The sequence below is a fragment of the Streptomyces sp. NPDC040410 genome (assembly GCF_055595715.1).
The window spans coordinates 1-26,814 of sequence record NZ_JBVIVK010000039.1 but is presented as its reverse complement, the minus strand read 5'-3'; the positions used below and the strand labels follow the sequence as shown (position 1 = coordinate 26,814).

Genomic DNA, 26,814 nt, shown 5'->3' with positions numbered 1-26,814 from the left:
TAAGTGCATCAAGCATCTTGTCTTGCCCCGCGTCCCCGCCCGGAGAGCACCCGTGTCCCAAACTCTTGCCCCGCAGCCCGGCCGACACTCCCGCGAATTCGCAGTCGTCCTCGTCCTGAGCCTCGCCGCCATGGTCGTGTCGATGATGCAGACGCTGGTGGTACCGATCCTCGGCCTGATCGGGAGCAGCCTCGACGCCGATGCGGCCGAGGTCAGCTGGGTCACCACCGCGACCCTGCTCTCCGCGGCCGTCTTCACCCCGTTGCTCGGCCGCCTGGGCGACCAGCGCGGGAAGAAGCCGACCTTGATCGGCGTGCTCGCGGTGATGATCGCAGGCTCGGTCCTGGCAGCCACCACCGACTCGCTCCTCTGGCTGATCGTCGGCCGAGTACTCCAAGGCGCCGCCACAGCGATCTTCCCGCTCGCGCTGTCGGTACTCCGCGAGGAGGTCCCCGCCCACCGTCTGCCCGGAGCGATGTCACTGGTCAGCGGCACCCTGGCCTTCGGCAGCGGCTTCGCGCTGGTCAGCACCGGCCTGCTGACCCGCGGAGACCATGCCGACTACCACCGTGTCTTCTGGCTGGCCGCCGGGCTGGCTCTGGTCACACTCCTCGCCGTCGTCCTGCTCGTACCGGCAAGCCGCGCCAGGACCGGCGGGCGCACCGACCTCGTCGGCGCGCTCACCCTCGGGCTCTTCCTGGTCCTGCTGCTGCTGCCGATCTCCCAGGGGCACGAGTGGGGCTGGACGTCCGCCCGCACGCTGGGCAGCTTTGCCGGAGCGGTCGTCATGGCCGGTGTCTGGGCCTTCACCGAGAGCCGCGTGCGCGAACCGATGGTCGACATGAAGATGTTCCTCCACCGCCCGGTGCTCTTCAGCAACCTCGCGGGCCTGTTCGTGGGATTCGGGATGTTCGCCCAGTTCCTCGGCGTCTCCTACCTGGCGCAGGTCCCGCAGGACATCGCGGGCTACGGCTTCGGCGCCTCCGTTCTCCGCGCCTCCGTCGAGTACCTGCTGCCCGGTACGATCGCCTCGCTCGTCGCCGCCCAGTTCGGTGGCGTGCTGATCCGCAGGATCGGCCCGCGTCTCACCCTCGCGTTCAGCGCGGTGACCGGCATCGCCGGTTTCGCGTGGCTGGCCGCCGCACACTCCTCTACCCCCTCGGTGATCGGCGCCGGGATGGCTGTCGGAACGGCCATCAGCCTCGGCTACGCCGCGATGCCCGCACTGATCGTCGCGGGGGTGCCGCCCCATCAGACCGGCATAGCCAATGGCATCAACTCCATCTCCCGCTCGGTCGGAAGCTCGATCGGTAGTGCGCTGATCACGACGCTGCTCGCCTCCAGGACCATCGAGCACCTGCCGGTCGGAGGGCCCCCGCTGCCCGTCGAGAGCCAGTTCACCCTGAGCTTCACGATCGCAGGCGTCGCCTTCGTCTTCGTCCTGGCCATCGCGCTGGTCGGCCTGAAGCGGCAGCGGCAGGCGCCCCGTGCGGAACACCGGCCTGCCGGCGAGACGACCCCCGAGATGGCTGCCGCCACCGCGGCTGCCTGACCCTCCGCCCGATCTGCAACACCGCACCACCGCGCCACCGCGCCCCGCGCCAGGGAGCACCACCATGAAGGCCATCACCTACCGGACCTACGGCGGCCCCGACCTCCTGGAATACGGCGCCGTCCGGAACCCGAAGCCCGGTGCGGACGCCGTACTGGTCCGTGTGAAGGCCGCCTCCGTCAACCCTTCGACGGGAAGATCCAGGCCGGATACCTGGACGGCGTCATGGACGCCGTCTTCCCCGTCATCCCCGGCGGGCCGAGAAGACTCCGCCACCACCGCGCGACCCGTGCACGCTTTGAAGGAGACAGTTGTGACCGCAGTTCTGTTCGTCGTCACCGGTTCCGACCACTGGACGCTCAACGACGGCACCCTGCACCCCACCGGCTACTGGGCTGAGGAACTCGCCATACCGCACCGGCTGTTCCGCGAGGCCGGGTTCGACGTCACCGTCGCCACACCCCGCGGCGTGGCTCCGACCGTCGACGCCGTCAGCCTCGCCGCCGAGTCCGCCGGCGGCACGGAGCGGGCCGACGCCATCGCCGCGTACCTGGCTTCCATCCGCGCCGACCTGGAGAACCCGGTCAAGCTCGAGGACGTCGACGCCGACGCGTACGCCGCCGTCCTCTACCCCGGTGGCCACGGCCCCATGGAGGACCTCTCCACCGACGCGGCCTCCGGCCACCTCCTCACCGCGGCGCTGGACTCCGGCAAGCCGCTCGCGGTGTTGTGCCACGCCCCCGCCGCCCTGCTCGCCGCCCGGCGCGAGGACGGCAGCTGGCCGTTCGCCGGTTACCGCATGACCGGCTTCACCAACGCCGAGGAGACCGCGGCCGGCTTCGCCCACAAGGCCAAGTGGCTGCTTCAGGACCGCCTGGTGGAACTCGGTGCCGACTTCGACGCCGCCTCCCCGTTCACCGCGCACGTCGTGGCGGACCGCAATCTGCACACCGGCCAGAACCCCGCCTCCTCCGAGCAGCTCGCCCGGAGCATCATCGAGATCCTCAGCCGCGGCTGATCTTTTGCCCGACGTCGGCGCCCGGGCCTGCCCCATGGTGCCGGCGCCAGCGCCCCCCGTCCACGTATCGACCCGTGAGGGAACCATGAACAAGCGTGCGTCCGAGCAGCCCGCCGAGCTCGTCGCCCGGCTGCGTGCCACCTTCCGTACCGGCACCACCAAACCCGTGGCCTGGCGTACCGGGCAACTCCACCGGATGCGTACCCTGCTCACCGAACAGGGGGAGACATTCGCCGCGGCGCTCCACGCCGACTTGGGAAAGAGCTCCACCGAGGCTTACCGCACCGAGATCGACTTCGTCATACGCGAGATCGACCACACCCTGGAGCACCTGGACGGCTGGCTGCGCCCCGAACGGGCCCCGGTGCCCGCGTTTCTGGGGGAGGCGAGTGCATGGACGCAGTACGACCCCCTGGGCGTCGTACTGGTCATCGCCCCCTGGAACTACCCCGCGCAGCTGCTGCTGGCCCCGGTGGCCGGTGCCCTGGCCGCGGGCAACGCGGTGGTCGCCAAACCCAGCGAACTGGCCCCGGCCACTTCCGCCGCCCTCGCCCGCCTCCTGCCGCAGTACCTCGACCCCGACGCGGTCGCCGTCGTCGAAGGCGGGGTCCCGGAGACCACCGCCCTGCTCGAGCAGCGCTTCGACCACATCCTCTACACCGGTAACGGCGCGGTTGGCCGCATCGTGATGGCCGCGGCCGCCCGGCACCTCACTCCCGTCACCCTCGAACTGGGTGGCAAGTCCCCGGCGTTCGTGGACCGCGGCACCGACCTCGACACCGTCGCCGCCCGCCTCGCGGCCGGGAAGTTCCTCAACGCCGGACAGACCTGCGTCGCCCCCGACTACGTTCTCACCGACCCCGAGACCGCACGCGCCCTGGAGGGCGCACTGGCCAAGGCCGTGGAGGGCATGTACGGACCGGAGGCCTCCGCCTGCCCGGAGTACGGCCGTATCGTCAACGAACGCCACTTCGACCGGCTGACCGCCCTCCTCGCGTCCGGCCGCCAGGTCACCGGCGGTGCGCACGACCGCGAGACTAAGTACATCGCGCCGACCGTCCTGGCCGAGGTGTCGCCGGAGGCTCCTGTCATGCAGGAAGAGATCTTCGGCCCGATCCTCCCGATCGTCGAGGTGGCCGGGATCGACGAGGCCATCGACTTCATCAATGACCGTGACAAGCCGTTGGCTCTGTACGCGTTCACCGAATCGGACACCACCCGGGAGCGGCTTGCCGCCGAAACCTCCTCGGGAGGCATCGGGTTCGGCCTGCCGCTGGCCCATCTCACCGTCTCCGACCTGCCGTTCGGGGGCGTCGGCGAGAGCGGCATGGGCAGTTACCACGGCCGCTACTCCATCGAGACCTTCAGCCACCGCAAAGCGGTCCTGGCCAAGCCGCTCAGCTGATCACCCTTCAGCCGTGTGTGAGCACGGAGGAACGAGACATCCCCATCATGAGCACCCTTCCCGCCGCCAGCCGTGAATGGCACCTGGCCGCCCGCCCGAACGGTGTGCCCCGGCCGCAGGACTTCGCCCTGCGCGAGGCGCCTCTCGCAGCGCCCGGATCCGGTCAGATCCTCGTGCGTAACCTGCACCTGTCGGTCGACCCGTACATGCGCGGCCGGATGAACGACGTGAAGTCCTACGTCCCTCCCTTCCAGCTCGACCGGCCGATGGACGGGGGTGCGGTCGGTGTCGTCGTCGCCGTGGGCGATGACGGCACTGCCGGAACCGTCGCAGTGGGTGATCACGTCCTGCACGGGCTCGGCTGGCGGGAGTACGCACTCCTCGACGCGGCGGACGCCGTGCAGGTCGACGCCGGGAGCGCTCCGCTGAGCACGTACCTCGGTGTCCTCGGCATGCCCGGAGTGACTGCGTATGCGGGCCTGTTGCGCGTGGCGGAGTTCCACGAGGGCGACACCGTCTTCGTCTCCGGCGCGGCCGGCGCGGTCGGCAGCCAGGTCGGGCAGATCGCCCGGCTCAAGGGCGCCAAGCGGGTCATCGGCAGCGCGGGCTCGGACGAGAAGGTCCAACTGCTCCTCGACGAGTACGGTTTCGACGCCGCCTTCAACTACAAGCAAGCGCCGGTGGCCGAGCAACTCGGGGCCGCGGCCCCGGACGGCATCGACGTCTACTTCGACAACGTCGGCGGCGACCACCTCGAAGCGGCGATCGGCGCCCTCACTGTGCACGGCCGTGCGGCGCTGTGCGGGGCCATCGCCCAGTACAACGCGACGGCGCCGGCCCGCGGCCCGCGCAACCTCGCGCTCGCCATAGGCAAACGCCTCACCCTGCGCGGCCTGCTGGTCTCCGACCACAACGACCTGCAGCAGCAGTTCGTGCAGGAAGTCGGCGGCTGGATCCGCGACGGGAAGCTGCGCTACGAGGAGACCGTCGTGGAAGGAATCGAGAACAACGTCGAGGCTTTCCTCGGCATGCTCCGCGGCGACAATACGGGCAAGATGATCGTCACCCTCCCGGCACAGGCCGCAGTCGGCAACTGACGATCGTGGACTGACCACGCGCTGCAGTCCGCACGCTGCAGTCCGCACTCCTCTCGGCCCGGTGGGCCCGGCATCCTGCTGCGGGGCCCCCGTCGACCCGATACGGCCAGGCGACGAAATCAGCACCGAGCTGAATTGCCGGCGCCCGCTCCCCGCGGTGCGGCCGCGTCAGCGGCAACGCGAACCTCGCCATGGCAGCGTGAGGGGCGGCTCCGTCCCGCGCAGCGCGGGAATCGGTGACCCGGTGGCGGACTGCACGAGGCAAACACCTTCAGATTCCGGCCTCGCCGGCGATCCGGCAGGCCTTGTCCACGAGCGCATCGATACGTTCCACGGTGGGCGCGCCTGTCGCGCTCTCGTTCTTCGGTTCTTCGATCGCCCGCCTCATCACGCCCTCGGCAATCACAGCCACTTTCCACAGGCCCAGCACGTGCCAGAAGTTCAGTGCCGCCGCGTCCCGGCCGGTTTCGGTCAGATACACCTGAGCCAGCTCGGCACGGTCCGGGAAGCCTTCGAGGACAGACGCGGCGAAATCGCCTCCGGTCGCCTCCTCCCCCGGTTCCGGCCAGTAGGCCAGCAGGCTGCCCAGGTCCGCCAACGGATCGCCCAATGTCGACAACTCCCAGTCGAGCACCGCGGTCACCTCCCCGCTGTCGTAGGAGGTGATGACGTTGCGGAGATGGAAGTCGCCGTGCACGAGCGTCACTTCGTGCTGCTCCGGAACAGCTGCGGCAAGGCGTCGCGTGAGGTCCTCGAGGGCGGGCAGCTCGCGTGTCCTGGACTTCTCCCACTGGACCGACCACCGCTTGAGCTGGCGCTGCGCATACGGCTTGTGGCTGGCCAGTCCGGTCATCCCGGCCTTCGCTATATCAACTGCGTGGATCTTCGCCAGCGTCCGCGGCAAGGACATCCCGATCGCGCGGCGTCGCTCGGGCCTCAACGACTGCGCGATCGGCATCGTGTCGACGACCTGTCCGTCCACGAACTCCATGAGCACCAGCGGGACGTCCGTCACGGCGGGATCAGCCGTCAGCCCGAGCACCCGCGGGGTCGGGACGGCGGCGCCGCCCAGCGCGGCCATGATCTGCGCCTCGCGGGCCACGTCGTGCGCCGACGCCAGCAGGCGGCCCAGCGGTGGGCGCCGCAGCACCCATCTGCGGCCGTCCTGGTCGTGCACCAGGTACGTCAGATTCGACTGGCCGAGCCCGATCCGGTCGAAGGCCAACGGTCCCGCGAAGTCGACGCCGAGGGTCGCGAACCAGCGGCTCACTGCCCCGGCGTCGATTCCGGCGATGTGCGCGCTAGACACCGATGCGGGCTCCCTGCCTGAATGGGAGCGCGTCACCGAGGAGCTGCCCGCCGTCGATCACCATGGTCTCGCCGGTGATCCAACTTGCGGCGTCCGAGACGAGGAAGGCGACCGCCGAGGCGATGTCGGCAGGCTCCCCGATGCGCCCGAGCGCCATAGACGCCGACACGGCCTGCTCGTGGTCCCTCCACAGGGCCTCGGCGAGCTTCGTGCGCACCACACCCGGTGCCACCGCGTTGACGCGCACCTTCGGCGAGAGTTCCAGGGCCAGTTGCTTCGTGAGGTGGATCAGTGCGGCCTTCGACGCGTTGTACAATCCGATGTTCGCCTCGACGGCCATGCCGCCGACCGATGCGGTGTTGACGACCGCGCCGCCATGCGCGCCCATCCAGGCCCGCGTGGCCAGACCCGTCCACAGAACGGGGGCCCACAGGTTCACGTCGAAGGTCTTGGCGAACCGGCCGTGGTCCTGGTCGACGACGGGCCCGAAGGCCGGGTTGGTCCCCGCGTTGTTGACGAGGATGTCCAGGCTTCCGAAGCGCTCGAGCGTCAGATCGACACAGCGCTGGGCCGCTTGTTCGTCGACCGCGTGCGCACCGACCCCGACCGCTGTGCCCCCGACCTGGGCCGCGGCGGCGTCCGCCGCCTCCTGGGACCGGGAGGTGAGGACGACGTTTCCGCCGGCGGCGGCGATGGCCCGGGCGATCGCCAGCCCGATACCGCGCGAGGCGCCGGTGACGACGGCGGTGCGACCGGTGAGATCGAGCCCTGCCATCTCAACTCACCGCCGTGGCGGCGTCGCGGTACTGCCGCAGTTCCTGTTTGGCGATGGCCCTCTTGTGGACCTCGTCGGGACCGTCCGCCAGCCGCAACGTCCGCAGACCCGCGTACATCATCGCCAACGGGAAGTCCTCGGTCACTCCTGCTCCCCCGTGCACCTGGATCGCGCGGTCGACGATCTTCAACGCGATGTTCGGGGCGGCCACCTTGATGGCCGCGATCTCGGTGCGCGCTTCCTTGTTCCCGACCGTGTCCATCAGATACGCGGCCTTGAGGGTGAGCAGGCGGACCATCTCGATGTCGATGCGCGCTTCCGCGATCCAGTCCTGGATGTTGGAGCGTTCGGCGACCGGACTGCCGAAGGTCACCCGTGACTGCGCGCGCCGGCACATCAGCTCCAGCGCCCGCTCGGCCGCGCCGATGGCCCGCATGCAGTGGTGGATACGACCGGGGCCGAGCCGGGCCTGGCTGATCGCGAAACCCTCCCCTTCGCCCTTGAGCACGTCCTTGGCCGGCACCCGTACGTCGGTGAAATCGATTTCGGCGTGTCCCTCACGGTCCTGGTAGCCGAACACCGGCAGGCTGCGCATCACCGTGATCCCGGGAGCGTCGATCGGGACGACCATCATCGACTGCTGCCGGTGCGGAGCAGCGGTGGGATCCGTCTTCCCCATCACGATGAGCACCTTGCAATTGCGGTGCATGGCATTGGACGCGAACCACTTACGGCCGTTGAGCACGTACTCGTCGCCGTCGCGCGCCATCCGCAACTCGATGTTGGTGGCGTCGGAACTGGCGACACGCGGCTCGGTCATCGCGAAGGCCGAGGCCATCGTCCCGTCGAGCAGGGGCTTGAGGTACTTCTCCTTGTGCTCGTCGCTGCCGAACAGCGTGAGCACCTCCATGTTGCCGGTGTCGGGAGCGTTGCAGTTGCACGCTTCGGAGGCGATATGGCTGCGCCCCATGATCTCCGCCAGCGGCGCGTACTCGAGGTTCGTCAGCCCGGGGCCCCACTCCGGGTGCGGGTGGAAGAGGTTCCACAGTCCGCGCTTGCGCGCCTCCGCCTTGAGATCCTCGAGGATCGGCGGGTGGAAGTGCGGGTCACCCGACGCGGCCATCTGCTCGTGGTACACCGCCTCAGCGGGGTAGATGTGCGAATCCATGAACTCGAGCAGATCCGCCCGGTACTTCTTGGCGCGGTCCGACATCTCAAACAGGGACATCTGAGCTCCTAACGGGTAGGGAGGGAAAACTCGGCGGGCGCTTGCCGAGGTGACTGGCCACGCCTTCGACGAAATCGGCCCCGCGGAAGGCGTGAAGCATGAGGCCCTCCGCCCGGGTCACGGAATCGGCGTAGGTGCCGTCGGCGTCGTTGCGCAGTTGGCTCTTGATGGTGGCCATGGATGCCGGGGAGCAGCGCGCCGCGAGATCGGTGGCGTACGCGACAGCGGTATCAACCACATCGCCGGTGGGGACCAGGTGGTCGAGGAGTCCGATACGCAGTGCCTCCTCCGCCTCCACCATGCGACTCGACAGCAACAGGTCGGTTGCCCGGCTGTGCCCGACGAGCCGCGGCAACAGCCACGAGATCCCGTACTCGGCGATCAGCCCGCGCTGCGCGAATGCCGTGGTGAACCGGGCCGACGGCGAGCCGAAACGAACGTCGCAGTAGAGCGCCTCCACCATGCCCAGTCCCGCGGCCACCCCGTTGACCGCACCGATCAGCGGTTTGCGCAGGGCCAGCGGCACGTCGCGCGGTCGGCGCCGCGCCCTGTCCGCCCCGGAGACCTCGGCGACCGCCTGCAGCCGCTGGAGGTCGGCGCCGGCACAGAATCCGCGTCCCGCGCCGGTGACCACGACGGCACGTACGTCCGGGTCGTCTTCGGCGGCGTCGAGCAGCGTGAAGTAGTGGTTCTCGAGTTCGTCGGTCCAGGCGTTCAGCCTGGCGGGCCGGTTGAAGGTGAGCACCAGCACGGGCCCGCGGTGTTCGGCGAGGACGAGCTCGCCCGGCGCGCCGGTCATGCCTTCGCCAGCAGGGAGCTCTGGTAGCGGCGCATGCCGCGCAGCCACCGGTCGTAGTCCGAGCCCTTCTGCCGGTACATGTCCAGAACGTCCTCGTGCGGCAGGATCAGGAAACGCTCGTCCTCGATCGCGGCGACGACGGCGTCGGCGACCTCGGCCGGCTCCAGGACGTCGCCCGCGGACGTGACGGCCTGCGTGGCCGCTCTCCCCAGCGCGTCCCCGGAGTCCTTCCCCAAGGACAGCATCCTGGTGTTCACGCCCATCGGGCACAGACAGCTGACGTGGACCCCGCGATCGCCGTAGGTGACACTCAGCCATTCGGCGAAGCCGACGGCCGCGTGCTTGGTGACGGCGTACGTGGCGGAGCCGATCTGGGTGAGCAGCCCGGCCGCCGAGGCGGTGCTGACGAAGTAGCCCGCGCCACGCTCGAGCCATCGCGGCACCAGCAGCCTCGCCGCACGGATGTGGGCTCGAAGGTTCACGTCGATCGAGAGGTCCCAGTCCTGCTCTCCCGCGTCGAGGCCCGGCGCACCGGCGATGCCCGCGTTCGCGAAGTAGAGGTCGACCGGACCGAACGCGCTCTCGGCCAGGGCTATCAACTGCTGGATCTGGGCGGTGTCCGACGCGTCCGCGCCGGTGCTGACGGTGCTTCCGGGATGGTCGGCGTTGACTCTCTCCGATACCGCCCGCGCGGCGTCCCCGTTGAGGTCTGCGACGACGACCCGGGCACGCTCGCGAGCGAGCCGGGCGACCAGCGCACCACCGATGCCACCTCCGCCACCGGTCACGATGGCGACTTTCTGTTCAACGTTCACAGCTGACCCTCTCCGTGGCTGGGCGTGCGGTGCCGGGGCACAACCCCGAGGTGACGTGACGTGGCCTCCCCTACCTGTATAGTTGAATCTGAGCTCAAGTTCAACTCTGGTCGGCGTCACCGCGCGGACTAGGGCCCCGAGGCCCGGTTGCTGCGGAAACCAGAAGGGGGTCGACGCCGTCAGGCGCGAGAGACGGCTACCCGGGCCACGCGCGCCTGTGGCGCGCCATCGCGCACCGGCTCCACGCGTGTGACACGGCCCTTCCGCGCTGTCGTCGCAGCTGCTGAATTCGCCGCTTCACCGGAGCCTCGACGACGGCTACGGTCTCGTGCCGCTCCCCGCCCGCCGGCCCCACCGATCCGCCTGCGTGCGATCGCCACATCCGCCGAACCAACGCGGGTGGCGGCCCCCGGCGTGCGCTATCGCCGGATCATCGGGGGCCGGGGAACCGCACGGCGTTCACCCAGAGCCGGGGGGCCGTGACCACGAGCTCCTCAAAGTCCACCGGCGCTCCTTTTTCTTGGCTGCCGCCGAGTTTCTCGGATGCCGCCGAGCGCGAAGGCGTTGTAGGCCATGCGGCTGACCATGCCCGATTACGGATCGTCGGCACCCTGCACCTCCAGGAGAACGGCGGCCAGCAACCCTTCCCTGTTGGCGAAGCAGGTGTAGAAGGATCCCGCCGCACACCGGGCCTCCTTGGTGATGTCGGCCAGGCGGGCGTCGAGGCAGCCGTCCCGATAGCGGGTCGGGGGAATTCCGGAGCCGGTTCCCGCCCCGTCTCTGGAGCAGACAGTGGCCGGAACCCGGGCGTTGACCCATGGGGATGCGGCGCCGGGACCGTCCGCCCCGTGGACGGTCACCGACGCGTACCCTGCGGCGCGCGGCCGTTGCACTGGCGGGCGCCACGCGTTCCGCGACGCCGAGGAGGCGACGGCGGCGCCGGTTCCCGGAGCGCGGCGGCGCGGTTCGCGCCGAGTGGCCGTACCGGCCGAGTGCGGCGCTCAGTGATGGGATGTGGCAGCGGCGCACACCGTCACATGCGCTGCAGCCGATTCTTCGCCTCGGCGTACTCACCGGCGAGGCGCTGGACGACCGCTGCCGCAGGAAGTACCGCCCCGACCGCGCCGACGCCCTGACCAGCGCCCCAGATGTCCCGCCACGCCTTCGCCCCTTTGATGTCCTGGTTTCCGAAGTCCATGGCGGACGGATCCGAGCCGGGCAGTGCGGACGGATCGAGCCCCGCGGCCTCGATGCTGCCGCGGAGGTAGTTGCCGTGCACGCCGGTGAACAGGTTGGAGTACACGATGTCCGCAGCGGTGGAGTCCACGATCATCTGCTTGTACTGGTCCTCCGCCTTCGCCTCATCGGTGGCTATGAACGCCGAACCCACGTAGGCGAGGTCCGCGCCGGCGGCCTGCGCCGCGAGGATCGAGCGGCCGTGGGCGATGGAGCCCGACAGCAGAAGAGGACCGTCGAACCAGTCGCGAATCTCCTGGACGAGCGCGAAGGGTGATTGCGTGCCGGCGTGCCCACCCGCGCCCGCGGCAACGGCGATCAGGCCGTCCGCGCCCTTCTCCACCGCCTTGCGCGCGAAATGGTTGCTGATGACGTCGTGCAGCACCATGCCGCCGTAGGAGTGGACCGCATCGTTGACATCGGCCCGGGCGCCAAGAGAGGTGATGACGATCGGCACCTTGAACTCCACGACGGTCGCGAGGTCCTCCTCCAGGCGTGAGTTGGTCTTGTGCACGATGAGATTGACCGCGAACGGCGCGGACGGTGCCTCGGGACGGTCGGCGTCGTGCTTGGCCAACGCCTCCGTTATGTGCTGCAGCCATGCGCGCAGCGCCGACTGGGGCCGCGCGTTCAGCGCGGGGAAGGAACCCACGATGCCGGACGCCGACTGGGCGATGACGAGCTCCGGTGTGGACACGATGAACATCGGCGATGCGACCACGGGCAGGCGAAGCCGGTCCTGCAGGATGGGAGGCAGACTCATGGGCTACTCACCAGGCATCTTTCTACTGCGGCGGACACATCTCGTCCCGCGACGGCTGTTCAGAAGCGGCGGGCGGGTACCTCGCCGAGCGCGGGCTCGCGGGTCAGCTCCGTACGGTCGATGGAACGCTTGAGGATCTTCCCGCTCGGGCCCTTGGGCAGCGCGTCGACGAACCGGATGATGCGGGGGACCTTGTAGGCGGACAGTCGCTCTCGTGTCCAGCTCGACACCTCAGCGGCACCGAGCTCCGAACCGGGCCGGGCGACGACGAGCGCGGCGACCTCCTCGCCGTAGTGGTCGTCGGGAACCCCGATCACAGCTGCCTCGATGATGTCCGGGTGCTCGTAGAGGACTTCCTCGACCTCCCCGGGGTAGACGTTGTAGCCGCCGCGGATGATCAAGTCCTTGATCCGGTCGACGATGCGCAGGTCGCCATCCGTGTCGGTTTCACCCAGGTCGCCGGTCCGGAACCAGCCGTCGGGCGAGATTGCCGCGGCGGTGTCCGCGGGGCGGTTCCAGTAGCCGCGCATCACCGTGGGCCCCTTGATGTGGACCTCGCCGACGGTACCCGGAGGGCACTCGTTGCCGTCGATGTCACGCACCTGGACCTGCAGCCGTGGGACCGCCCGCCCGGTGTACCCGGTCTTGCCTCCGCGGTCGAGGTCGTTGAAGGTGCCGAACGCGGTGGTCTCGGTGAGCCCATACCCTTCGAGGATGGTGCAGCCGAACCGGCCCTCGAAGGCCCGGGCGATCTCCCCGGGCAGCGACGCGCCGCCGGAGACGGCGACGCGGAGTTGGGTGAAGTCCGCCCCATTGGCATCACCCGCCGCGTGCAGCATCGCGTTCCACATCGTCGGTACGCCGGCCATGATGGTCAGCCGGTCGCGGCGCAGCATCTCCAGCATCGAGGCCGGGTCGAATCGGGCCAGCAACGACATCGAGCCGCCCACGGTCAAGGTCGCCATCATGACCGACGCCTGGCCGAACACGTGGAACAGCGGGAGTCCGGTGCCGGTACGGTCGGCGCTCGATCCGCGGCTGCACTCGGCGCCGATCTCCCCGGCGGACAACAGGTTCCCGACCGTGAGCTGGGCACCCTTCGGCCGCCCTGTCGTACCCGAGGTGTACAGAATGGCCGCGGTCTCGTCGCGGTCCCTGTCGACGACGCGGGCGGGGCCGGCATCGGTGACCGCCGCGCCCGGGGACAGTGCCCAAGAGGGCACCTCGAGTGCCGAGGCCGCCTCCGCGACGGCAGGGCCCAGGTCGTGCCATGCGATCGCCAACGAGCACCCCGCGTCGGCGAGGACGTATTCAACCTCGGCCCGGGTGGACATCGTGTTGACCGGCACCACGACACAGCCCGCGGCCTGGATCCCGAGGTAGGCCACCACGAACTCGGGCACCGAAGGCGCCGCCAGGAGCACCCGGTCGCCGGGCGACAGCCCCGCGGCGGTCAAGGCACCCGCATACCGGACACTCGCGTCGCACAGCTGCCGGTAGGTCCACTGATCCGCGCCTCCACGGAGCGCGATGTTGTCAGGAGTAGCGGCCGCGTGGCGGCAGACCGGGTCGAAAACACTGGCCATGGAGGGTGCCTTCCGGGGATGCGAGCAGGTGGTGCGGTGCGGGTCTTCTCCTCGCCCGCCAGTAGAGTTGAATCCGGCTTCAAATTCAAGCCTCTCCCGGCGGAAGTGGCCGAAGGTGCGCACCGACCCCGCATCTCGCCGTGGACGACGGCGGCCACCCTTGCGAACCGCGTACGGCAGCTCATGCGGAAGGGTTCGGCCGGTGGCAGCACTTCGCTGGGATAGTGCGCCCCGCTGTGCACCCGCTCCGCAGCGACCAGGACCGCAGGTACCGCGCAAGCGGCACGGGCGGCCTGCCGCACCGGGGTAACGGCGCCGTCGGACGCGGATGCGGCCGCGGTGTGCCCGGAGGGAAAGAACGAGCTCCGGCCGGTCCTGAAGCTCCTCCTCCGGCACCCATTCCGTGGGCGGGCGCCCACGCCGTTACAGCCAGCCGCTTGGCGACCGCGTTGGACAACACCTGCGCCTCTCGCAGACCGCCCTCAGGCCCATGACCAGCCGACTCCCCGCGACAAGCCCACTCACACCGGTACCGAGATCGAGTCGCAGGGGCCCTGAGTGGGGCCCCGGCGATCGGTCCGCCCCTCAGGATTCAAGGCGGCGGCGGTCCTCCTCGTCCCACTTGCGGGTGTCGCGCGGCTGGACATACGGTTCCTCGTCGGCCGGGTGGCCGCCCGCGACGGCGCGCTGGCGCTGCATCTCCGCGTCGAATTCCAGGCCGAGCAGGATCGCCAGGTTCGTGATCCACAGCCACACCAGGAAAATGATCACACCGGCGAGAGCGCCGTAGGTCTTGTTGTACGAGCCGAAGTTCGCCACGTACAACGCGAACCCGGCCGAGGCGATCATCCAGATCACCAGCGCGAGGAAGCTGCCCGGCGTGATCCAGCGGAAACCACGGACCCTCGCATTCGGTGTCGCCCAGTACAGGATGGCGATCATGACCGTGACCAGGAGGACCAGCACCGGCCACTTCGCGATCGACCACACCGTCAGGAACGTGTCCCCGAGGCCCAGCGCCGTGCCTACCTGGCGGGCCAGGCCGCCGGTGAACACGACGATCAGCGCGCTGATCACGGCGATGACCATCAGCACCACGGTCACACCGAGCCGGACCGGCATGACCTTCCACACCGGACGGCCCTCGGGAACGTCGTAGACCGCGTTCGCGCTGCGGATGAACGCCGCGACATAGCCGGACGCCGACCACACCGCGAGCACCAGACCCACGATCGCCATGATCGAGCCGAGGCCGGCATTGCCCTGCATCTGCTTTACCGCGTTACTGAGGACGTCCTGCGCCGCGCCGGGGGCGAGCTTTTGGATGTTGTCCAGCACCTGCTGCGTCGCAGACTGGCCCACGACCCCGAGCAGCGAAACGAGTGCCAGCAGCGCCGGGAACAGCGCCAGGATCCCGTAGTAGGTCAGCGCCGCGGCCCGGTCGGTCAGCTCGTCTTTCTTGAACTCTTTGACGGTGCCCTTCAGCACCGCCCCCCAGGAGCCCTTCGGCAGGTCACTCGGTCTGTCCGGCGCCTGCTGCTCCACCTGTTCATCCGGCCCGGCACCCGTCCCCCGCCCGGCCTCTACCTCCCGGTCGGCCTCCGCGTGCCCGCCGTGCCTTCCATGCCGTTTCAAAGTCCGTACCATTCGGCGCGGGTATCCCGGGCGCACACACCCCACACTCACATTCATCACAAAATCGAAGATTCTGTGTGTTGTGCTGCATTTTGTGGTTGGCCGGACGGGAAGGCCAAGGGACACGTTCGGCGACGCGCTGGTGCCGAACAGCGGTGAGGGGCCCGCTTCCGCGCGAGGCCGCCGGGACCCCGGACCGCGGCCGTGTGCTCTGACGACGGCGGTCGGCCGGCATCGTGTCCCGGCGTCCCACAAAGTTTCCCAGGCAGGGTCGGCTGGGCCGCTGCCGACGTCCTTCGCGAGGGTGCGGGGCAAAACCACGCGCCAGCATCCGCCCGGCTGTCCGGCGCCGCCTGATGTCGCTGTCAGAACCAGGTTGCCGGTCAGGAACACGGCATCAAGCCCTGCGCGTGGCGTCCTTGAGGCGAGCCCACCAGTCACGACTCAATCCCAGGGAAGCATGACCGCGTCCACGCAGGCGCGGGTGGACCCGTGGCCGTCCCTGGAGACAGCCGTTGCGCATGGTGATGGTGGCCATGGGATAGTGATCTTGGCTTTTCCGGTTCCATTCAGCGGGGTGAGCGTGATGCAAGACCAGGTCGTTCAGGGCCTCAACACGCGGAGTTGGCCGCCGTACGTCACCGGACAACTCGGCCCGCAGGTCGGCGATGCCGTGGGACGTACGCTGCGGCCGGTGATCGGTGCGCGAATGATGGACCCGTCGCAGCCCGTCCCTCTCGGTTGCTCAAAGCTGGGTGGCCTTCCCCACGTTGACGACACGTTCGTGTGGCCGACGGAGGACGGAACCGATGAGCCGCTCGCGTTGGTCTTGCAGCTCGATCTGGCGGAGGTGCCGAGCGGACGGGGTTTGCCTGGCCAGGGAATGCTTTACCTGTTCTCCATCTACGACCCCGACCGGGCATACGGGTACGAGATCGATGCGGACACCGCAAAGATCATTCATGTTCCGGAGCCGGGGCCTTTGACGACCGTGGAACGGCCTGACGGGCTGGATGAAGACGGCGTATTCACCGAGCGTCGCCTCGTTCTCGGGCCGTCGCTGGTCTGCCAGGAGGACGGTGATGACGGCAGGCCGCACTTCGCGCGCTTCGACCACTCTGTCAGCAAAGCCATGGAGGAGATTCTCGTCGAAAGCGGCGGCTGCCCGGCTGGCCATCTGCAGATACTCGGCGACCTGTGCCTCTCGGACCGCGACCACCGCGAGATGTTCAGCCCGCTGACGCACACGCTCCTGCTGTACGTCGACGGATGGACGGCGGCGAGGGAAGCTTTCGGCGAAGGAGAGTTTCACCTCGTCATCAGCAAGGAGCACCTTGCCGAGGGGCGTCTTGACATGGCGGACGTCGTTTTTTCCGTGGGTACGTGACCGAGCGGCGATGTGAAGGCCGCGACGCGGAATCGCAAAACTTACCCTGGAGGCACAGACCCCGGTGGCAGCACGCGGTGGCGACGCTCGCTTGGTCCCGACGCCGTAGGTTGTGCCGTCCCTGACGGCCTGTAGGTGAGACGTCATCCTTAGCTTGTATTTAAAGGTGTGACTTTGCTGCACCTTGTGGAGTGGTGTCGGTTCTGTTGTGTTTTTTGCCGACGGGGTGGCGGGGTCGGGAGTTGAGGTGCGGCCTTTGGGGCGTCCGGTGCCTCGGCGGGTGGCTTTCGGTGCGCTGGCCGGGGTGCCTACGGTCCGCCGGATGCGGAGATAGCCTCGTCGGACCCGTCCGGGGGTGAGCTGATGGGGTGTCAGGGGTCGTTCCCAGGGCCTGCGCAGGTCTTCGGCGAGGGGCCGGGCGAGGTGTAACGGTGTGTAGGCGGCGAGGATGATCCAGACCCAGCGGCCGGCTTGTTCGGGGTGGCGCAGGCGGGGCCGGGTCAGTCCGAGGGTTTGCTTGAGGAACCGGAAGGTGTGTTCGAGGTCGAATCGTCGGAGGTAGGTGCGCCAGAGGCGGTCGATGTCGTGGGTGGTGGCGTCGGGGTCGCTGTGCCACAGCCACAGGGGCTTGGGGGTGCGGTTGCCCGGCAGGTGCTCGACGGCCAGGTGGATCAGGCTGCCCTTGACGGTGGGGACCTGCCCGGGGTGGCCGGCCCACGCGCCGCGGCGTTCGGGCCTTGGGCAGCCGGCTCCAACTGCGGGCAGTCACGGTGCCGTAGCGCTCGTGGACGCCGGTCGTTTCCTCTACGGGGGTGGAATGGGTGGCCGGGTCTGCCAGGCGGAAGACTTCGCCGTGCCGGGGCTGGCGTCCGGGATGGTCCCCGCGGCGCCGGCCCGGCGGGTGGTAGAAGGCACGGTCGGAGCGGACGCGACCGAGCAGCCGTACGGGTTCGTCGCGAAGGAGCCAGGTCAGACGGACGATGTCGTAGCCGGAGTCCAGGACGAACAGCACCGGCGGGTCACCCCCTTGCCACTGCCCGGCCTGTTCCAGGCGGGCCAGAAGGCCGCGGATCTGGGCGACGGTCACGGTGTTGAGATCGCCCTCGGGACCCAGGCGGACCGCGTCCAGGGGTCCGGTCCATGAGGAGCGGCCGCCGCCCAGCGCGGCGGCGACCTGGTAGGGCCAGCCGGGGATGGTCTGGCGTTTGCCGTCGCAGCGGCACGGCCGGTAACAGTGCAGCCGCCCGGGCGAGCACTCGGCGTCCGGCCGCGGCCATGGCGTGACGTCCAGCGCGATCGAGGCCGTCCTGGAGGGCATCGCCGATGGTGGCCGCCCGGTCGCCGTCACCAGCAGCCTCGACGGGACGGTGCGGGTGTGGGACCTGACCACCCGCCAACAAGTCGGCCCGCCCCTGCTACGCCGACTTGGTGCGCGCCGTGGCGACGGCGGTGGTGGGGGGCCGTCCGATCGCCGTCACCGGCAGCACCGACGGGACCTGACCACCCGCCGACAGTCAGCCAGGCCGGAGGTTAAAAGAAGAGCTTAGAACCCGCGCGGATTGGTGGGGGTGGGGGCTGTCTGAGGGGCCTGGAACGGTCTTGTCCGCTGGGACACCGAGAGGGTCGGCCGTGACGTTCTGTCATGTCGCATGCTGCGGGCGGGTGGTGTCGGTGGCGGGTGGTTGGATGCGGGATATGTCTGATGATCTGCGTGTTGATGGTGTCGGGGCTGTGTCTGCGGGTGTGGATGGGCGGTTGGCGGATCCGGGGTTTTTGGTGAACGCCGATCCTGGGGAGGTGCTGGGGTTGCTTGATGCAGCGGTGGGGCCTGCGGCGCGGTTGGCGGCGGCGGTGTACCGGTCGTCGGCGCATGTGCACCGGGATGCGGGTGCGGGGGTGCGGCGGCAACTACTGGCGCTCGACGCCGCCCGGTACGGCGACCGGGAGCTGTCGGCGCGGATCCGAGCGGTGCCGGCGGAGGGCGTGGCTGCGGCACGGTGGGGAGTGGAGTGGGCCACTGGTAGTGGGGTTGATTCTCGGTTCCGGTGTGTCATGACCGGTCACGCCGGCCCGGTGTTGGAGGTGGCGACGGTAGCGGTGGATGGCCGCCCGGTCGCTGTTATTGGCAGCGGCGAGGAGGGGGTAGTGGGGGTGTGGGATTTGGCCACCGGCCGACAGGTCGGCGATCTCCTGGGGGGTGAGGACGACCAGGTGCATGCGGTGGCGACGGCGGTGCTGGACGGCCGTCCCGTCGCCGTCACTGGTAACCATGGGGGAGGGTTGCAGGTGTGGGACCTGGACACCAGCCAGCAGATCGGCGGTTCTCTGACCGCCCACGCCGGGCCGGTGTGGGCGGTGGCGACGGCGGTGGTGGGGGGCCGCCCGGTCGCCGTCACCGGTAGTAGGGATGGGACGGTGCGGGTGTGGGACCTGGCCACCGGCCGACAGGTCGGCGAACCCCTGGAAGGCCACACCGGCTCAGTGTCGGCGGTAGCGACGGCGGTGGTGGACGGCCGTCCGGTCGCCGTCACCGGCAGCGAAGACGGGACTGCGCGGGTGTGGGATCTGGCCACCGGCCGGCCTATCGGCGAGCCATTGCAAAGAAGTCACGGCCAGGTGTATGTGGTGGCGACGGCGGTGGTGGACGGCCGTCCGGTCGCCGTCACCGGCAGCGAAGACGGGATCGCGCGGGTGTGGGATCTGGCCGCCGGTCAGCCGATAGGTGAACCCCTGGGGGGCCATACCGACTCGGTCAGGGCGGTAGCCGCGGCGGTGGCGGACGGCCGTGCCGTCGCCGTAACGGGCAGCCACGATGAGACGGTGCGGGTGTGGGACCTGGCCGCCGGTCGGCAGGTGGGCGAACTGGAAGGCATCAACCACGTGGTGGATCAAGTGGTGACAGGGGTGGTGGATGGCCGTCCCGTCACCGTCGCCAATTGCTGGGACGGGAAGCTGCGGGTATGGGACCTGGCCGCTGGTCGGCCGATCGGCAAACCGCCGGAAAAGGACACTGAGGAGCAGTGGGCGGTGGCGACGGAGACCGCGGACGGCCGCCCCGTCGCTGTCACCAGCAGACACAGGGGTGGGACGGTGCGCGTGTGGGATGCGGTCAGCGGCCGGCTGATCGGTGAACCCATGACCGGCCACACCCAGTCGGTAGATGCAGTGGCCACGACCATGGTGACCGGCCGCCTCCTTGCCGTCACTGGCGACTACAGGGTGGCGCGGGTGTGGGATGTGGCCACCGGTCGGCAGATCGGTGAACCCATGACCGGCCACACCCACTTCCTGAATGCAGTGGCTACGGCGGTGGTGGACGGCCGTCCGCTCGCCGTCACCAGCAGCTGGGACAAGACGGTACGGGTGTGGGATCTGGTCACCCGTCAGCAGATCGGCTTCCTTGAAGGCCACGCGGATTCAGTGCGGGTGATCACGACGACCGTGATGGACGGCCGTCCCGTTGCTTTGACCGGCAGCCACGACGGGACGGTGCGGGTATGGGACCTGGCCGCCTGCCAGCAGATCGGCGAGGAATTGGTCTTTCCCGAAGCGGTGATAGACGTGGCGGTGGCGCCGGATGGCCGACTGGTGGTCGGCTTCGGCTGGGAGGTCGCAGTCCTGGGCCGCTGCTGACCGAGATCTCGGGGTGCATGTTTCGGGTGTGCGCTGCCTGCATGCTGGCACTTGTGCCGGGATTGTTGGTCAGGGGCGGCGGTGGGGTCGGGTGTGCCAGCGGTGGGTGATCCATGCCCGGCGGATCAGGCTGCGGACGGTGATGATCGTGTCGGTGAGGTCGCAGAAGGCATCGATGACCGTGGCGCGGCGCTCAGGGCAGCGGGCGAGGCGGTGGAAGGCGTTCTGCCAGGCGTGGGTACGTTCGATGTGCCAGCGCTGGCCCGCCTGGATCGGTGCTTTCTCGCCCTTGCGGGCGATCTGTCCGTGCAGATGGCGCTGGCCGAGGAGGGTGCGGGTGTTGGCGTTGTCGTAGCCGGCATCGAGGTGCACGGTGATGCCTTCGGGCAGGGGCCCGAGGTCGTCCAGGCGGTCCAGGGTAGGGGCCAGGAGCGGGGAGTCGTGGCGGTTGGCCCCGGCCAGGACACGGCCGAGGGGGATGCCGTAGCCGTCCACCATGCCGGAGCGCTTCAGGCCCTGCTTGCCCCGGTCGACCGGCGACCGCCCCGCAACCTCACCACCGCCCGGCGCCTTGGTAATGCAGCCGTCAACGGCGACCTGGTCCAGGACCAGCCCCACGATCCGGTCGTACGCCTCCAGCGCGATCTGCTTCAGCCGGGCGAAGACGCCGAGGCGGATCCATTCGTCGCGACGGTTGCGGATCGTGGTGGCTGAGCAGGTTGTATCCGCTTTCGCCTGGTAGGAGCAGCCGAACCGCAGGAGCTGCAGCAGCTTGTCGAAGACGAACCGGTCGCTTATGCGCCGGCGGTGACCGGCTGGGTCTATGGGGTGGCGACGGCGGTGGTGGACGGCAGCCCGGTCGCTGTCACCGCCAGCGGGGATGGGACGCTGCGGGTATGGGATCTGACGACAAGGCAGCAGGTTGGCCAGCCCTTGATCGGCCACATTGAAGCGATAGTTGCCGTGGCAACTACGGTGATCGACGACCGCCCGCACGCGATCACCAGCAGCCGGGACCGCACAGCGAGAGTATGGGATCTGACCACCCGTGAACAGGTCGGCGAACTCCTGACCGGTGATGATGATCTCGTGTCTGTGGTGGCGACGACGTTGGTGGACTGCCGTCCGCATGCCGTCACTGGCAGTCGGCGTGGGAAAGTCCGGTTGTGGGACCTGACGACCTGTAAGCAGGTCAACCAGCTCACCGGCCACTCAAGCCCAGTGTGTACGGTGGCGACTTCGGTGATCGACGGTCGCCCGCACGCGATCACCGGCAGCCGGCGTAGGGCGGCGCGGGTATGGGAGTTGACCGCCGTGCGGCAGGTCGGCGCACCCCTGCTAGCCCACGGCGGTCCCGTGTGGGCGGTTACGACGACAGAAATGGATGGCCGGCCGCATGCTGTCACCGGCGACTACGACGGGGCGGTGCGACTTTGGGACCTGACCACCGGACGGCAGGTCGGTGAGCCTTTGATCGGCTACGAAGGCCGCGTCTGGACAGCGGCTGCCGCGGTGGTCGACGGCCGCCTACAGGTGATCACGGGAGGCCCTGATCGGACGGTGCGCGTCTGGGACCTGACCACCGACAAGCCGGTCGGCCGGCCTCTCCACGGCCACACCGGCACGGTACGGGCCATAGCCTTGACGGTAATCGACGGTCGCCCTCACGTTCTCACCTGCGGGGGTGAGGCAGTGCGGGTGTGGGACCTGACCACCGGAGAGCAGGTCGGGCGGCGTCACCCGGCAGGACGTCGCCCGCGATATCTGGAGCAGCCGCTTCCCACGCACTGAACGGCAACTGGCGGTCGACGGACACGGCTTCTTCACCTACCGGCCGGTCACCGACCGTCCTCGCGACGGACAGCGTCCGCCCGAAGACCTCGCCGGCCTCCTCGCCCATGGCTGGGCCACCGCGCACCCGATCGTCTACGAGGACTTCCTGCCCCGCTCCGCCGCCGGGATCTTCCAGTCCAACCTCACCGAACAGGGCACCAAAGACACCACACGAACCGGCACGCGCTACGACCGGCACTGGCTGTCCGAAGCCGTCGAGCGTACGGTCCACGACCCCGTCGACCTCTATACCGCGCAGCGGGACGCCTCCATGCACCGAGTCCGCCATGCCCTCGCGATGGCACCGGCCATCGGCAACTGATGGTCCACAGCGCACATCCCTACTGCTCCAGGAGCTCCGCATGACCCAGACCGGCATCCTCCACATGCCCGACACCGAGGCACTGCGCGCGCGGGCCGTCGAGAGCCTTCGCCGCTGCGGCGTCCGGACCCTCCCAGCCGGCGGTGACATCACCGCGCGCACCCCCCTGACGGGCGACGCCCTGCTGCGCCTGCCCGCCTCCACACCGCAGCAGGTCGACCACGCCGTGACCGCGGCCCACCAGGCCTTCAGGAGCGCGACGACCCACCGCCGGCCCCGCGCGTGGTACTCACAACGGAGGGGCGGGCGGCCGCGTCGGCACCGTGGACCGACGGCGACCGCACGGTACGGATCCTTGTGAAGCCTCTCCTGGCGCCCGGCCGGTACCGGATCGTCGGCTCCCACGGCGACGGCACGCTGCGCCCTGCGCGGACCCGGCAGCCTCCGAGGAACGGCCCCGGCAGCCGCCGCCCCCGGCACCATCCCACGAGGGGGCGGGGGCGCCGGGTCGGCTGCGAACAGCCCGAGGTGGCGGCCGGTCAGCCGACGGGAATGCATTACCCGCCAGGCGTCGATCGACTCCGTGAGCTTGATCGGCGGAAATCGTGAATTCGCCGCTGCGTCGCCGGGACCACGTGCAGCGCACACACAGAACCACCTCGGCGGGCCACACATATACTCCGTGATCATGCAGGAGTTCATACCGACCCGCGGGCAGCGAGTCTTCGTGGGAACGCATGGGGCGCACTGGGCGAGTGCGGTCCGTGTCGGTCGGGCGGACGGCACGTCCGTGGTGGCCACGTTGTCGTACGACGGCACGGTGCGCTTGTGGGACGAGGGGACTCATGCTCCGGTCGGACTGCCACTGCCCGTTCTGGCCAGCTGGAGAGGGGATGAGCTGGCTGTCGTGCGAGACCGCGGCGGGCGGGAGTTGTTGTCCTGCGGGACGAGTGAGGGGGAATTCGCGTGGCTGTGGGATCCCACTACGGGAGAGCAGGTGACCGTAACCCCCGTCGAGCGGGTCGGTGATGCGTCGGTCGTCGGCCTCGACGAGCCTTTGGCATCCGCGCTGAAGCGGCCGACGGGCAGTGTCACCGCGTTGGAGCGCTTGCCTGGCAGCGACACGGTGGTGGCCGCTCACAAAGGGGAATCCAGGCTGCGGCTGTGGGATTCACGGTCGGGTGAGGAGATCGGCAGAATCGACGACGCCCCGGGTGACTACTCGCTTGCTGTGACCAAGGGGCCCACCGGTGAGCCTGCCGTGGCCACCACGGCCCGCTCCGTATCCGATGGCGGCGAGGTGATCCAGCTGTACGACGCGGCCACGCACCGCCTGGTCGGTGAGCTGGCCGGCCACGCCGAGCATGTGAACGCACTGCTGGCGTTCACCGGAGCCGACGGGGGACCGCAGCTCGCCTCGGCGGGCTCCGACGGCACGGTACGCCTGTGGGACATGAGCCGCCGCGCATCAGTGGGCCGGGTGCTGTCCGGACACACTGATTGCGTGGACAGTCTGGCTATCGTGCCGGGGCTGCGGCAGCCGGTGATCGTCTCCGGCGGCATGGACAACACGGTGCGGCGCTGGGACGTGGCGACGGGAGCCCAGATCGGTGAGGCACTGTCAGCCGGCGGCCGCGTCACTGCCTTGACCGCGCTGCGTGGTCCCGGCCGACGGCCGGTGATCGCCGCCGGGAATGAGAACACCGACGTGGTGCGATTGTGGGACGCGGAGAGCGATCGGCTGGTGGGTGAACTGCCGGAGGTCCAGGGCTCCGGGACGGGCGCCCTGGCAACCCTCCCGCACCCCGGCGGGGACCTGATCGCCCAGTCCGTCTTCTGGGGCGAGATCACGGTGTGGGACCCGGCGACGCTCGCGCCGGTGGGGCCGCCGCTGCGGGGGCACACCGAGCGCGTGGACGGACATGGTGTCGCGATCACCTTGCTGCCATGGGAATCCGCGGAGGGAACCGCCCTGCTGTCGGGTGGCTGTGACGGGACCATCCGGTTCTGGCCTGCCGGTCTGACGACCGGACGGGGGCTCAGTCCGGTACCGAGTGCCGCGCGACGGGCGTGAGTGAGCGGTGACGCTTCAGTGCTGAAGCGCTGATCGTTCGAACCGCCAACAGCCCTCACCCGCGACCGTCATGCACATGCTGCGCGAGCACGACGAGACCGGCGGGACCCCTTCTCATCGTGCGGCACAACTCGCGTCCGGCGTCTTGATCAGGCTGAGGTCTTCGGCTGCGACTCGCGGCCTTGTGTGCGCAGTTGCTCGTTGATGTGCCGGGCTTCTTCGAGCTGGTCTTCGAGGATGATGATGCGGCAGGCGGCCTCGATGGGGGTTCCCTGGTCGACGAGTTCGCGGGCGCGGGCGGCGATGCGCAACTGGTAGCGGGAGTAGCGGCGGTGGCCGCCCTCGGAGCGCAGGGGGGTGATCAGGCGGTGTTCGCCGAGGGAGCGGAGGAAGGCGGGGGTGGTGCCGAGCATCTCGGCGGCCCGGCCCATGGTGTAGGCGGGGTAGTCGTCGTCGTCAAGGTTGTCGGCGGGACGTTGACTGGCAGGGGGCATAGACCTCTTCTTCCGGGGACGCGTCGGGGGGCCCGAGTGCCGTGCCGGCACCCGGGCCCCGAGCTTGCAACACCATCTACCGGCAAACTGCGCCGGCCTTCTTTGTCCGCAGATGCCGCCTGGGAGGGCGGGGCTGCGGGGATCGCGGATGCGTGACCGGGGACCACCTTCCAATCCGGGGCCTGCGGTACCCGGGCGGAATCCTTCCTCGCCCGGGCGATCCTGATGGCGCTCTGCTCCTCACCTTCGGTTACTCGGTTGTACTGCTCGGTACGCGGGTACTGCTCACGGCCCCAGTGGGCCGCGTCCTGCTTGACCTGCTTGCACGGCAGTTCTTGTCTGCCGTGCCCACTTCGACTTCCTGGGTACGACAACACAGTACCTCCGTGACGCTCCAATGTCTACTACCGTCACAACAGGTTTCTTTCATGGTTGATGGGTTGAGTTCTGCGTCAGCTACACCCGAAAGAGTGATGCCCCGGGTTGCCCCCCGGCTCGGGGGGGCACCACGACAGGGGCCCTGCGGGCCTCCGTGTCGAGCGACGACCCCGGCCCCCCGAGACGGCGGAAACCCTCGCTCTCGTGGTCTGCGAACGAAGGTGGCCCGATCCGAGCAGAACGCCGCGCCCTCCGCGTCGGCTGTGAAATATCGTGTCCGGTTGCCGGACACGCGGTGATAAAGAGTCAGTATGACAACGCCACTTGAGTTCGACGTCCTGCTGAGACTGATCGACGAACGCTCGGTCGCGTTCCGGGCCGCGGTCGCCTCCGCGCCCAGCCTCGACGTGCAGGTGCCGACCTGCCCCGAGTGGACGCTGTTCGATCTGGTGCAACATCTGGGTGACGTGCACCGCCGCTGGGCCGCCACCGTCGCCGCAGGGCCTGCCGCCGCTCCCCCGGCCGAGACCGCTTCGGAGGGCGCCCCGGCTGCGCCACGGGAGCGCGAGGCACTGTTGGCCTGGTCGGCCGAGTCGACGGTGCTGCTGCTGAGCGCGCTGCGCGAGGCCGGCCCGGATCGCGGCTGCTGGACGTGGTGGGGTGCGTCGGAGTCGCCGCAGACGTCCGGTGCCGTCGCTCGGCACCAACTCCAGGAGATCGCGGTGCACACCTACGACGCCCAGATCACCGTGGGTGCCCCGCAGCCGCTGCCGGACGAGACGGCACTCGACGGTGTCGACGAGTTCCTGTCCACCTGCTGCGCGACGACGAGTGCCTGGCCGCACGAGGCCGCTGCCGTCGACTTCCACGCCACCGAGGGCCGCTCCTGGCGCCTCTCGCTCTCCGCCGACGGCGCACGGATCGCCCGTCTCCCCACGCCCGGCACCATGCCCGCCACCGCTCCTGGCGAGGGTCCGGACGCGGCCGCTGCCTCCGCCCGGGGCACGGCCGGTGATCTGGTCCTCACCCTGTACGGCCGTATTCCGGTGGACTCCCTGAAGCTCGACGGCGACCGACGTCTCTTCGACCTGCTCCAGGCCTGGGAGCCGGAGGAGTAGGACGAGCTGCGACGAGTGCACGGCCCCGTCCGGTGGGCTGGTCGGCAAGGCACCACACGGGAAGCCGACAGCGCAGACAATGTCGGAACCACACGCAACGGCCGGGACATCACCCTGCTGCCGTCCGCCTCCGGACCGGCCGACCACTGGTTGCCACATACGCCCAGGGACCGTTCCTCGTTGACCCGGCCGTGCCTCCTGGCCCCTGCTCGACCCCGACGCCACCGACGCGCTGCTGTGCCAACGGCAGGGACGCGCAACACTGAGCGGGAGGGCCTCACCCAGGGGCACCCATCGCTCCTGGGCGCGGGAACTGACCAAGCAGGACGACACGTTCATCGACGTCTGAGGCAGGAG

23 protein-coding genes and 1 pseudogene are annotated in these 26,814 nt (G+C 69.4%); 12 read left to right on the top strand and 12 right to left on the bottom strand.

Translation table 11 applies throughout. From position 1 onward, the window contains the following. Positions 1-52 precede the first annotated feature (52 nt). From ACZ562_RS37095 to ACZ562_RS37080, 4 genes are all read left to right on the top strand, one after another. Positions 53-1,552, top strand: coding sequence for an MFS transporter (locus tag ACZ562_RS37095; RefSeq protein ID WP_471188826.1), 1,500 nt, complete (start codon positions 53-55; stop codon positions 1,550-1,552). Positions 1,553-1,865: 313 nt separating this feature from the next. Then, complete coding sequence (locus ACZ562_RS37090; protein ID WP_471188822.1) at positions 1,866-2,570, top strand: type 1 glutamine amidotransferase domain-containing protein; 705 nt, start codon at positions 1,866-1,868, stop codon at positions 2,568-2,570. Positions 2,571-2,655: 85 nt separating this feature from the next. After that, on the top strand, positions 2,656-3,975 hold the full coding sequence (locus ACZ562_RS37085; protein ID WP_471188820.1) for an aldehyde dehydrogenase family protein: 1,320 nt from the start codon (positions 2,656-2,658) through the stop codon (positions 3,973-3,975). A gap of 47 nt (positions 3,976-4,022) precedes the next feature. Then, on the top strand, positions 4,023-5,072 hold the full coding sequence (locus tag ACZ562_RS37080) for an NADP-dependent oxidoreductase (RefSeq protein WP_471188817.1): 1,050 nt from the start codon (positions 4,023-4,025) through the stop codon (positions 5,070-5,072). A gap of 271 nt (positions 5,073-5,343) precedes the next feature. Here ACZ562_RS37080 and ACZ562_RS37075 read toward each other — a convergent pair whose 3' ends face one another. The 10 genes and pseudogenes from ACZ562_RS37075 to ACZ562_RS37030 all read right to left on the bottom strand — a co-directional run bounded on the left by ACZ562_RS37075 (position 5,344) and on the right by ACZ562_RS37030 (position 15,230). Next, on the bottom strand, positions 5,344-6,381 hold the full coding sequence (locus ACZ562_RS37075; RefSeq protein WP_471188815.1) for a phosphotransferase family protein: 1,038 nt from the start codon (positions 6,379-6,381) through the stop codon (positions 5,344-5,346). Further along, complete coding sequence (locus tag ACZ562_RS37070; protein ID WP_471188813.1) at positions 6,374-7,156, bottom strand: SDR family oxidoreductase; 783 nt, start codon at positions 7,154-7,156, stop codon at positions 6,374-6,376. Before ACZ562_RS37070 ends, ACZ562_RS37075 begins: the two co-directional genes overlap by 8 nt. Before the next feature lies 1 nt (position 7,157). Continuing rightward, positions 7,158-8,384, bottom strand: coding sequence for an acyl-CoA dehydrogenase family protein (locus ACZ562_RS37065; RefSeq protein ID WP_471188810.1), 1,227 nt, complete (start codon positions 8,382-8,384; stop codon positions 7,158-7,160). Continuing rightward, the gene (locus tag ACZ562_RS37060; protein WP_471188808.1) at positions 8,371-9,231 is read right to left on the bottom strand and encodes an enoyl-CoA hydratase-related protein; all 861 of its coding nucleotides are present in this window, start codon (positions 9,229-9,231) and stop codon (positions 8,371-8,373) included. The genes ACZ562_RS37065 and ACZ562_RS37060 overlap by 14 nt, the downstream gene beginning before the upstream one ends. Continuing rightward, the gene (locus ACZ562_RS37055; protein WP_471188805.1) at positions 9,180-9,998 is read right to left on the bottom strand and encodes an SDR family oxidoreductase; all 819 of its coding nucleotides are present in this window, start codon (positions 9,996-9,998) and stop codon (positions 9,180-9,182) included. Before ACZ562_RS37055 ends, ACZ562_RS37060 begins: the two co-directional genes overlap by 52 nt. Before the next feature lie 593 nt (positions 9,999-10,591). After that, a complete protein-coding gene (locus ACZ562_RS37050) occupies positions 10,592-10,858 on the bottom strand; it encodes a hypothetical protein (protein WP_471188803.1) in 267 nt (88 codons plus the stop codon). A 173-nt stretch (positions 10,859-11,031) separates the two neighbouring features. Beyond that, a complete protein-coding gene (locus ACZ562_RS37045) occupies positions 11,032-11,997 on the bottom strand; it encodes an NAD(P)H-dependent flavin oxidoreductase (protein WP_471188800.1) in 966 nt (321 codons plus the stop codon). A 59-nt stretch (positions 11,998-12,056) separates the two neighbouring features. Beyond that, on the bottom strand, positions 12,057-13,583 hold the full coding sequence (locus tag ACZ562_RS37040) for an AMP-binding protein (protein ID WP_471188798.1): 1,527 nt from the start codon (positions 13,581-13,583) through the stop codon (positions 12,057-12,059). 218 nt (positions 13,584-13,801) lie between these two features. Next, positions 13,802-14,002, bottom strand: a pseudogene (locus ACZ562_RS37035) (phosphatase PAP2 family protein); the annotation flags it as partial. A 166-nt stretch (positions 14,003-14,168) separates the two neighbouring features. Further along, on the bottom strand, positions 14,169-15,230 hold the full coding sequence (locus tag ACZ562_RS37030) for a YihY/virulence factor BrkB family protein (RefSeq protein WP_471188837.1): 1,062 nt from the start codon (positions 15,228-15,230) through the stop codon (positions 14,169-14,171). Positions 15,231-15,678: 448 nt separating this feature from the next. Between ACZ562_RS37030 and ACZ562_RS37025 the strand changes: the two genes are divergently transcribed. From ACZ562_RS37025 to ACZ562_RS37015, 3 genes are all read left to right on the top strand, one after another. After that, on the top strand, positions 15,679-16,605 hold the full coding sequence (locus tag ACZ562_RS37025; protein WP_471188795.1) for a DUF1963 domain-containing protein: 927 nt from the start codon (positions 15,679-15,681) through the stop codon (positions 16,603-16,605). Positions 16,606-17,389: 784 nt separating this feature from the next. Continuing rightward, complete coding sequence (locus tag ACZ562_RS37020) at positions 17,390-17,749, top strand: hypothetical protein (RefSeq protein ID WP_471188793.1); 360 nt, start codon at positions 17,390-17,392, stop codon at positions 17,747-17,749. 551 nt (positions 17,750-18,300) lie between these two features. Then, on the top strand, positions 18,301-20,238 hold the full coding sequence (locus ACZ562_RS37015; protein ID WP_471188790.1) for a WD40 repeat domain-containing protein: 1,938 nt from the start codon (positions 18,301-18,303) through the stop codon (positions 20,236-20,238). Positions 20,239-20,307: 69 nt separating this feature from the next. On the opposite strand, the gene ACZ562_RS37010 is transcribed toward ACZ562_RS37015, so the two are convergent. Then, positions 20,308-21,120 carry an IS5 family transposase gene (locus ACZ562_RS37010; RefSeq protein ID WP_471188834.1) on the bottom strand — a complete coding sequence of 271 codons (813 nt, stop codon included), beginning with the start codon at positions 21,118-21,120 and terminating at the stop codon, positions 20,308-20,310. A 93-nt stretch (positions 21,121-21,213) separates the two neighbouring features. Between ACZ562_RS37010 and ACZ562_RS37005 the strand changes: the two genes are divergently transcribed. The 4 genes from ACZ562_RS37005 (at position 21,214) to ACZ562_RS36990 (ending at position 24,467) form a co-directional block, all read left to right on the top strand. Next, positions 21,214-22,029 (top strand): WD40 repeat domain-containing protein, encoded by an 816-nt coding sequence (locus ACZ562_RS37005; RefSeq protein WP_471188787.1) that lies wholly within the window; start codon positions 21,214-21,216, stop codon positions 22,027-22,029. Continuing rightward, positions 22,001-22,393: a 2-oxoadipate dioxygenase/decarboxylase family protein gene (locus ACZ562_RS37000; protein ID WP_471188832.1), complete on the top strand. Its 393-nt coding sequence runs from the start codon at positions 22,001-22,003 to the stop codon at positions 22,391-22,393. The genes ACZ562_RS37005 and ACZ562_RS37000 overlap by 29 nt, the downstream gene beginning before the upstream one ends. Before the next feature lie 40 nt (positions 22,394-22,433). Next, positions 22,434-22,754, top strand: coding sequence for a hypothetical protein (locus ACZ562_RS36995; protein ID WP_471188785.1), 321 nt, complete (start codon positions 22,434-22,436; stop codon positions 22,752-22,754). A 636-nt stretch (positions 22,755-23,390) separates the two neighbouring features. Next, a complete protein-coding gene (locus ACZ562_RS36990) occupies positions 23,391-24,467 on the top strand; it encodes a WD40 repeat domain-containing protein (RefSeq protein WP_471188782.1) in 1,077 nt (358 codons plus the stop codon). Between the two features lie 149 nt (positions 24,468-24,616). On the opposite strand, the gene ACZ562_RS36985 is transcribed toward ACZ562_RS36990, so the two are convergent. After that, positions 24,617-24,961 (bottom strand): MerR family transcriptional regulator, encoded by a 345-nt coding sequence (locus ACZ562_RS36985; protein WP_471188780.1) that lies wholly within the window; start codon positions 24,959-24,961, stop codon positions 24,617-24,619. A gap of 689 nt (positions 24,962-25,650) precedes the next feature. On the opposite strand from ACZ562_RS36985, the gene ACZ562_RS36980 reads away from it, so the two are divergent. Next, complete coding sequence (locus tag ACZ562_RS36980) at positions 25,651-26,457, top strand: maleylpyruvate isomerase N-terminal domain-containing protein (protein WP_471188778.1); 807 nt, start codon at positions 25,651-25,653, stop codon at positions 26,455-26,457. Positions 26,458-26,814 lie beyond the last annotated feature (357 nt).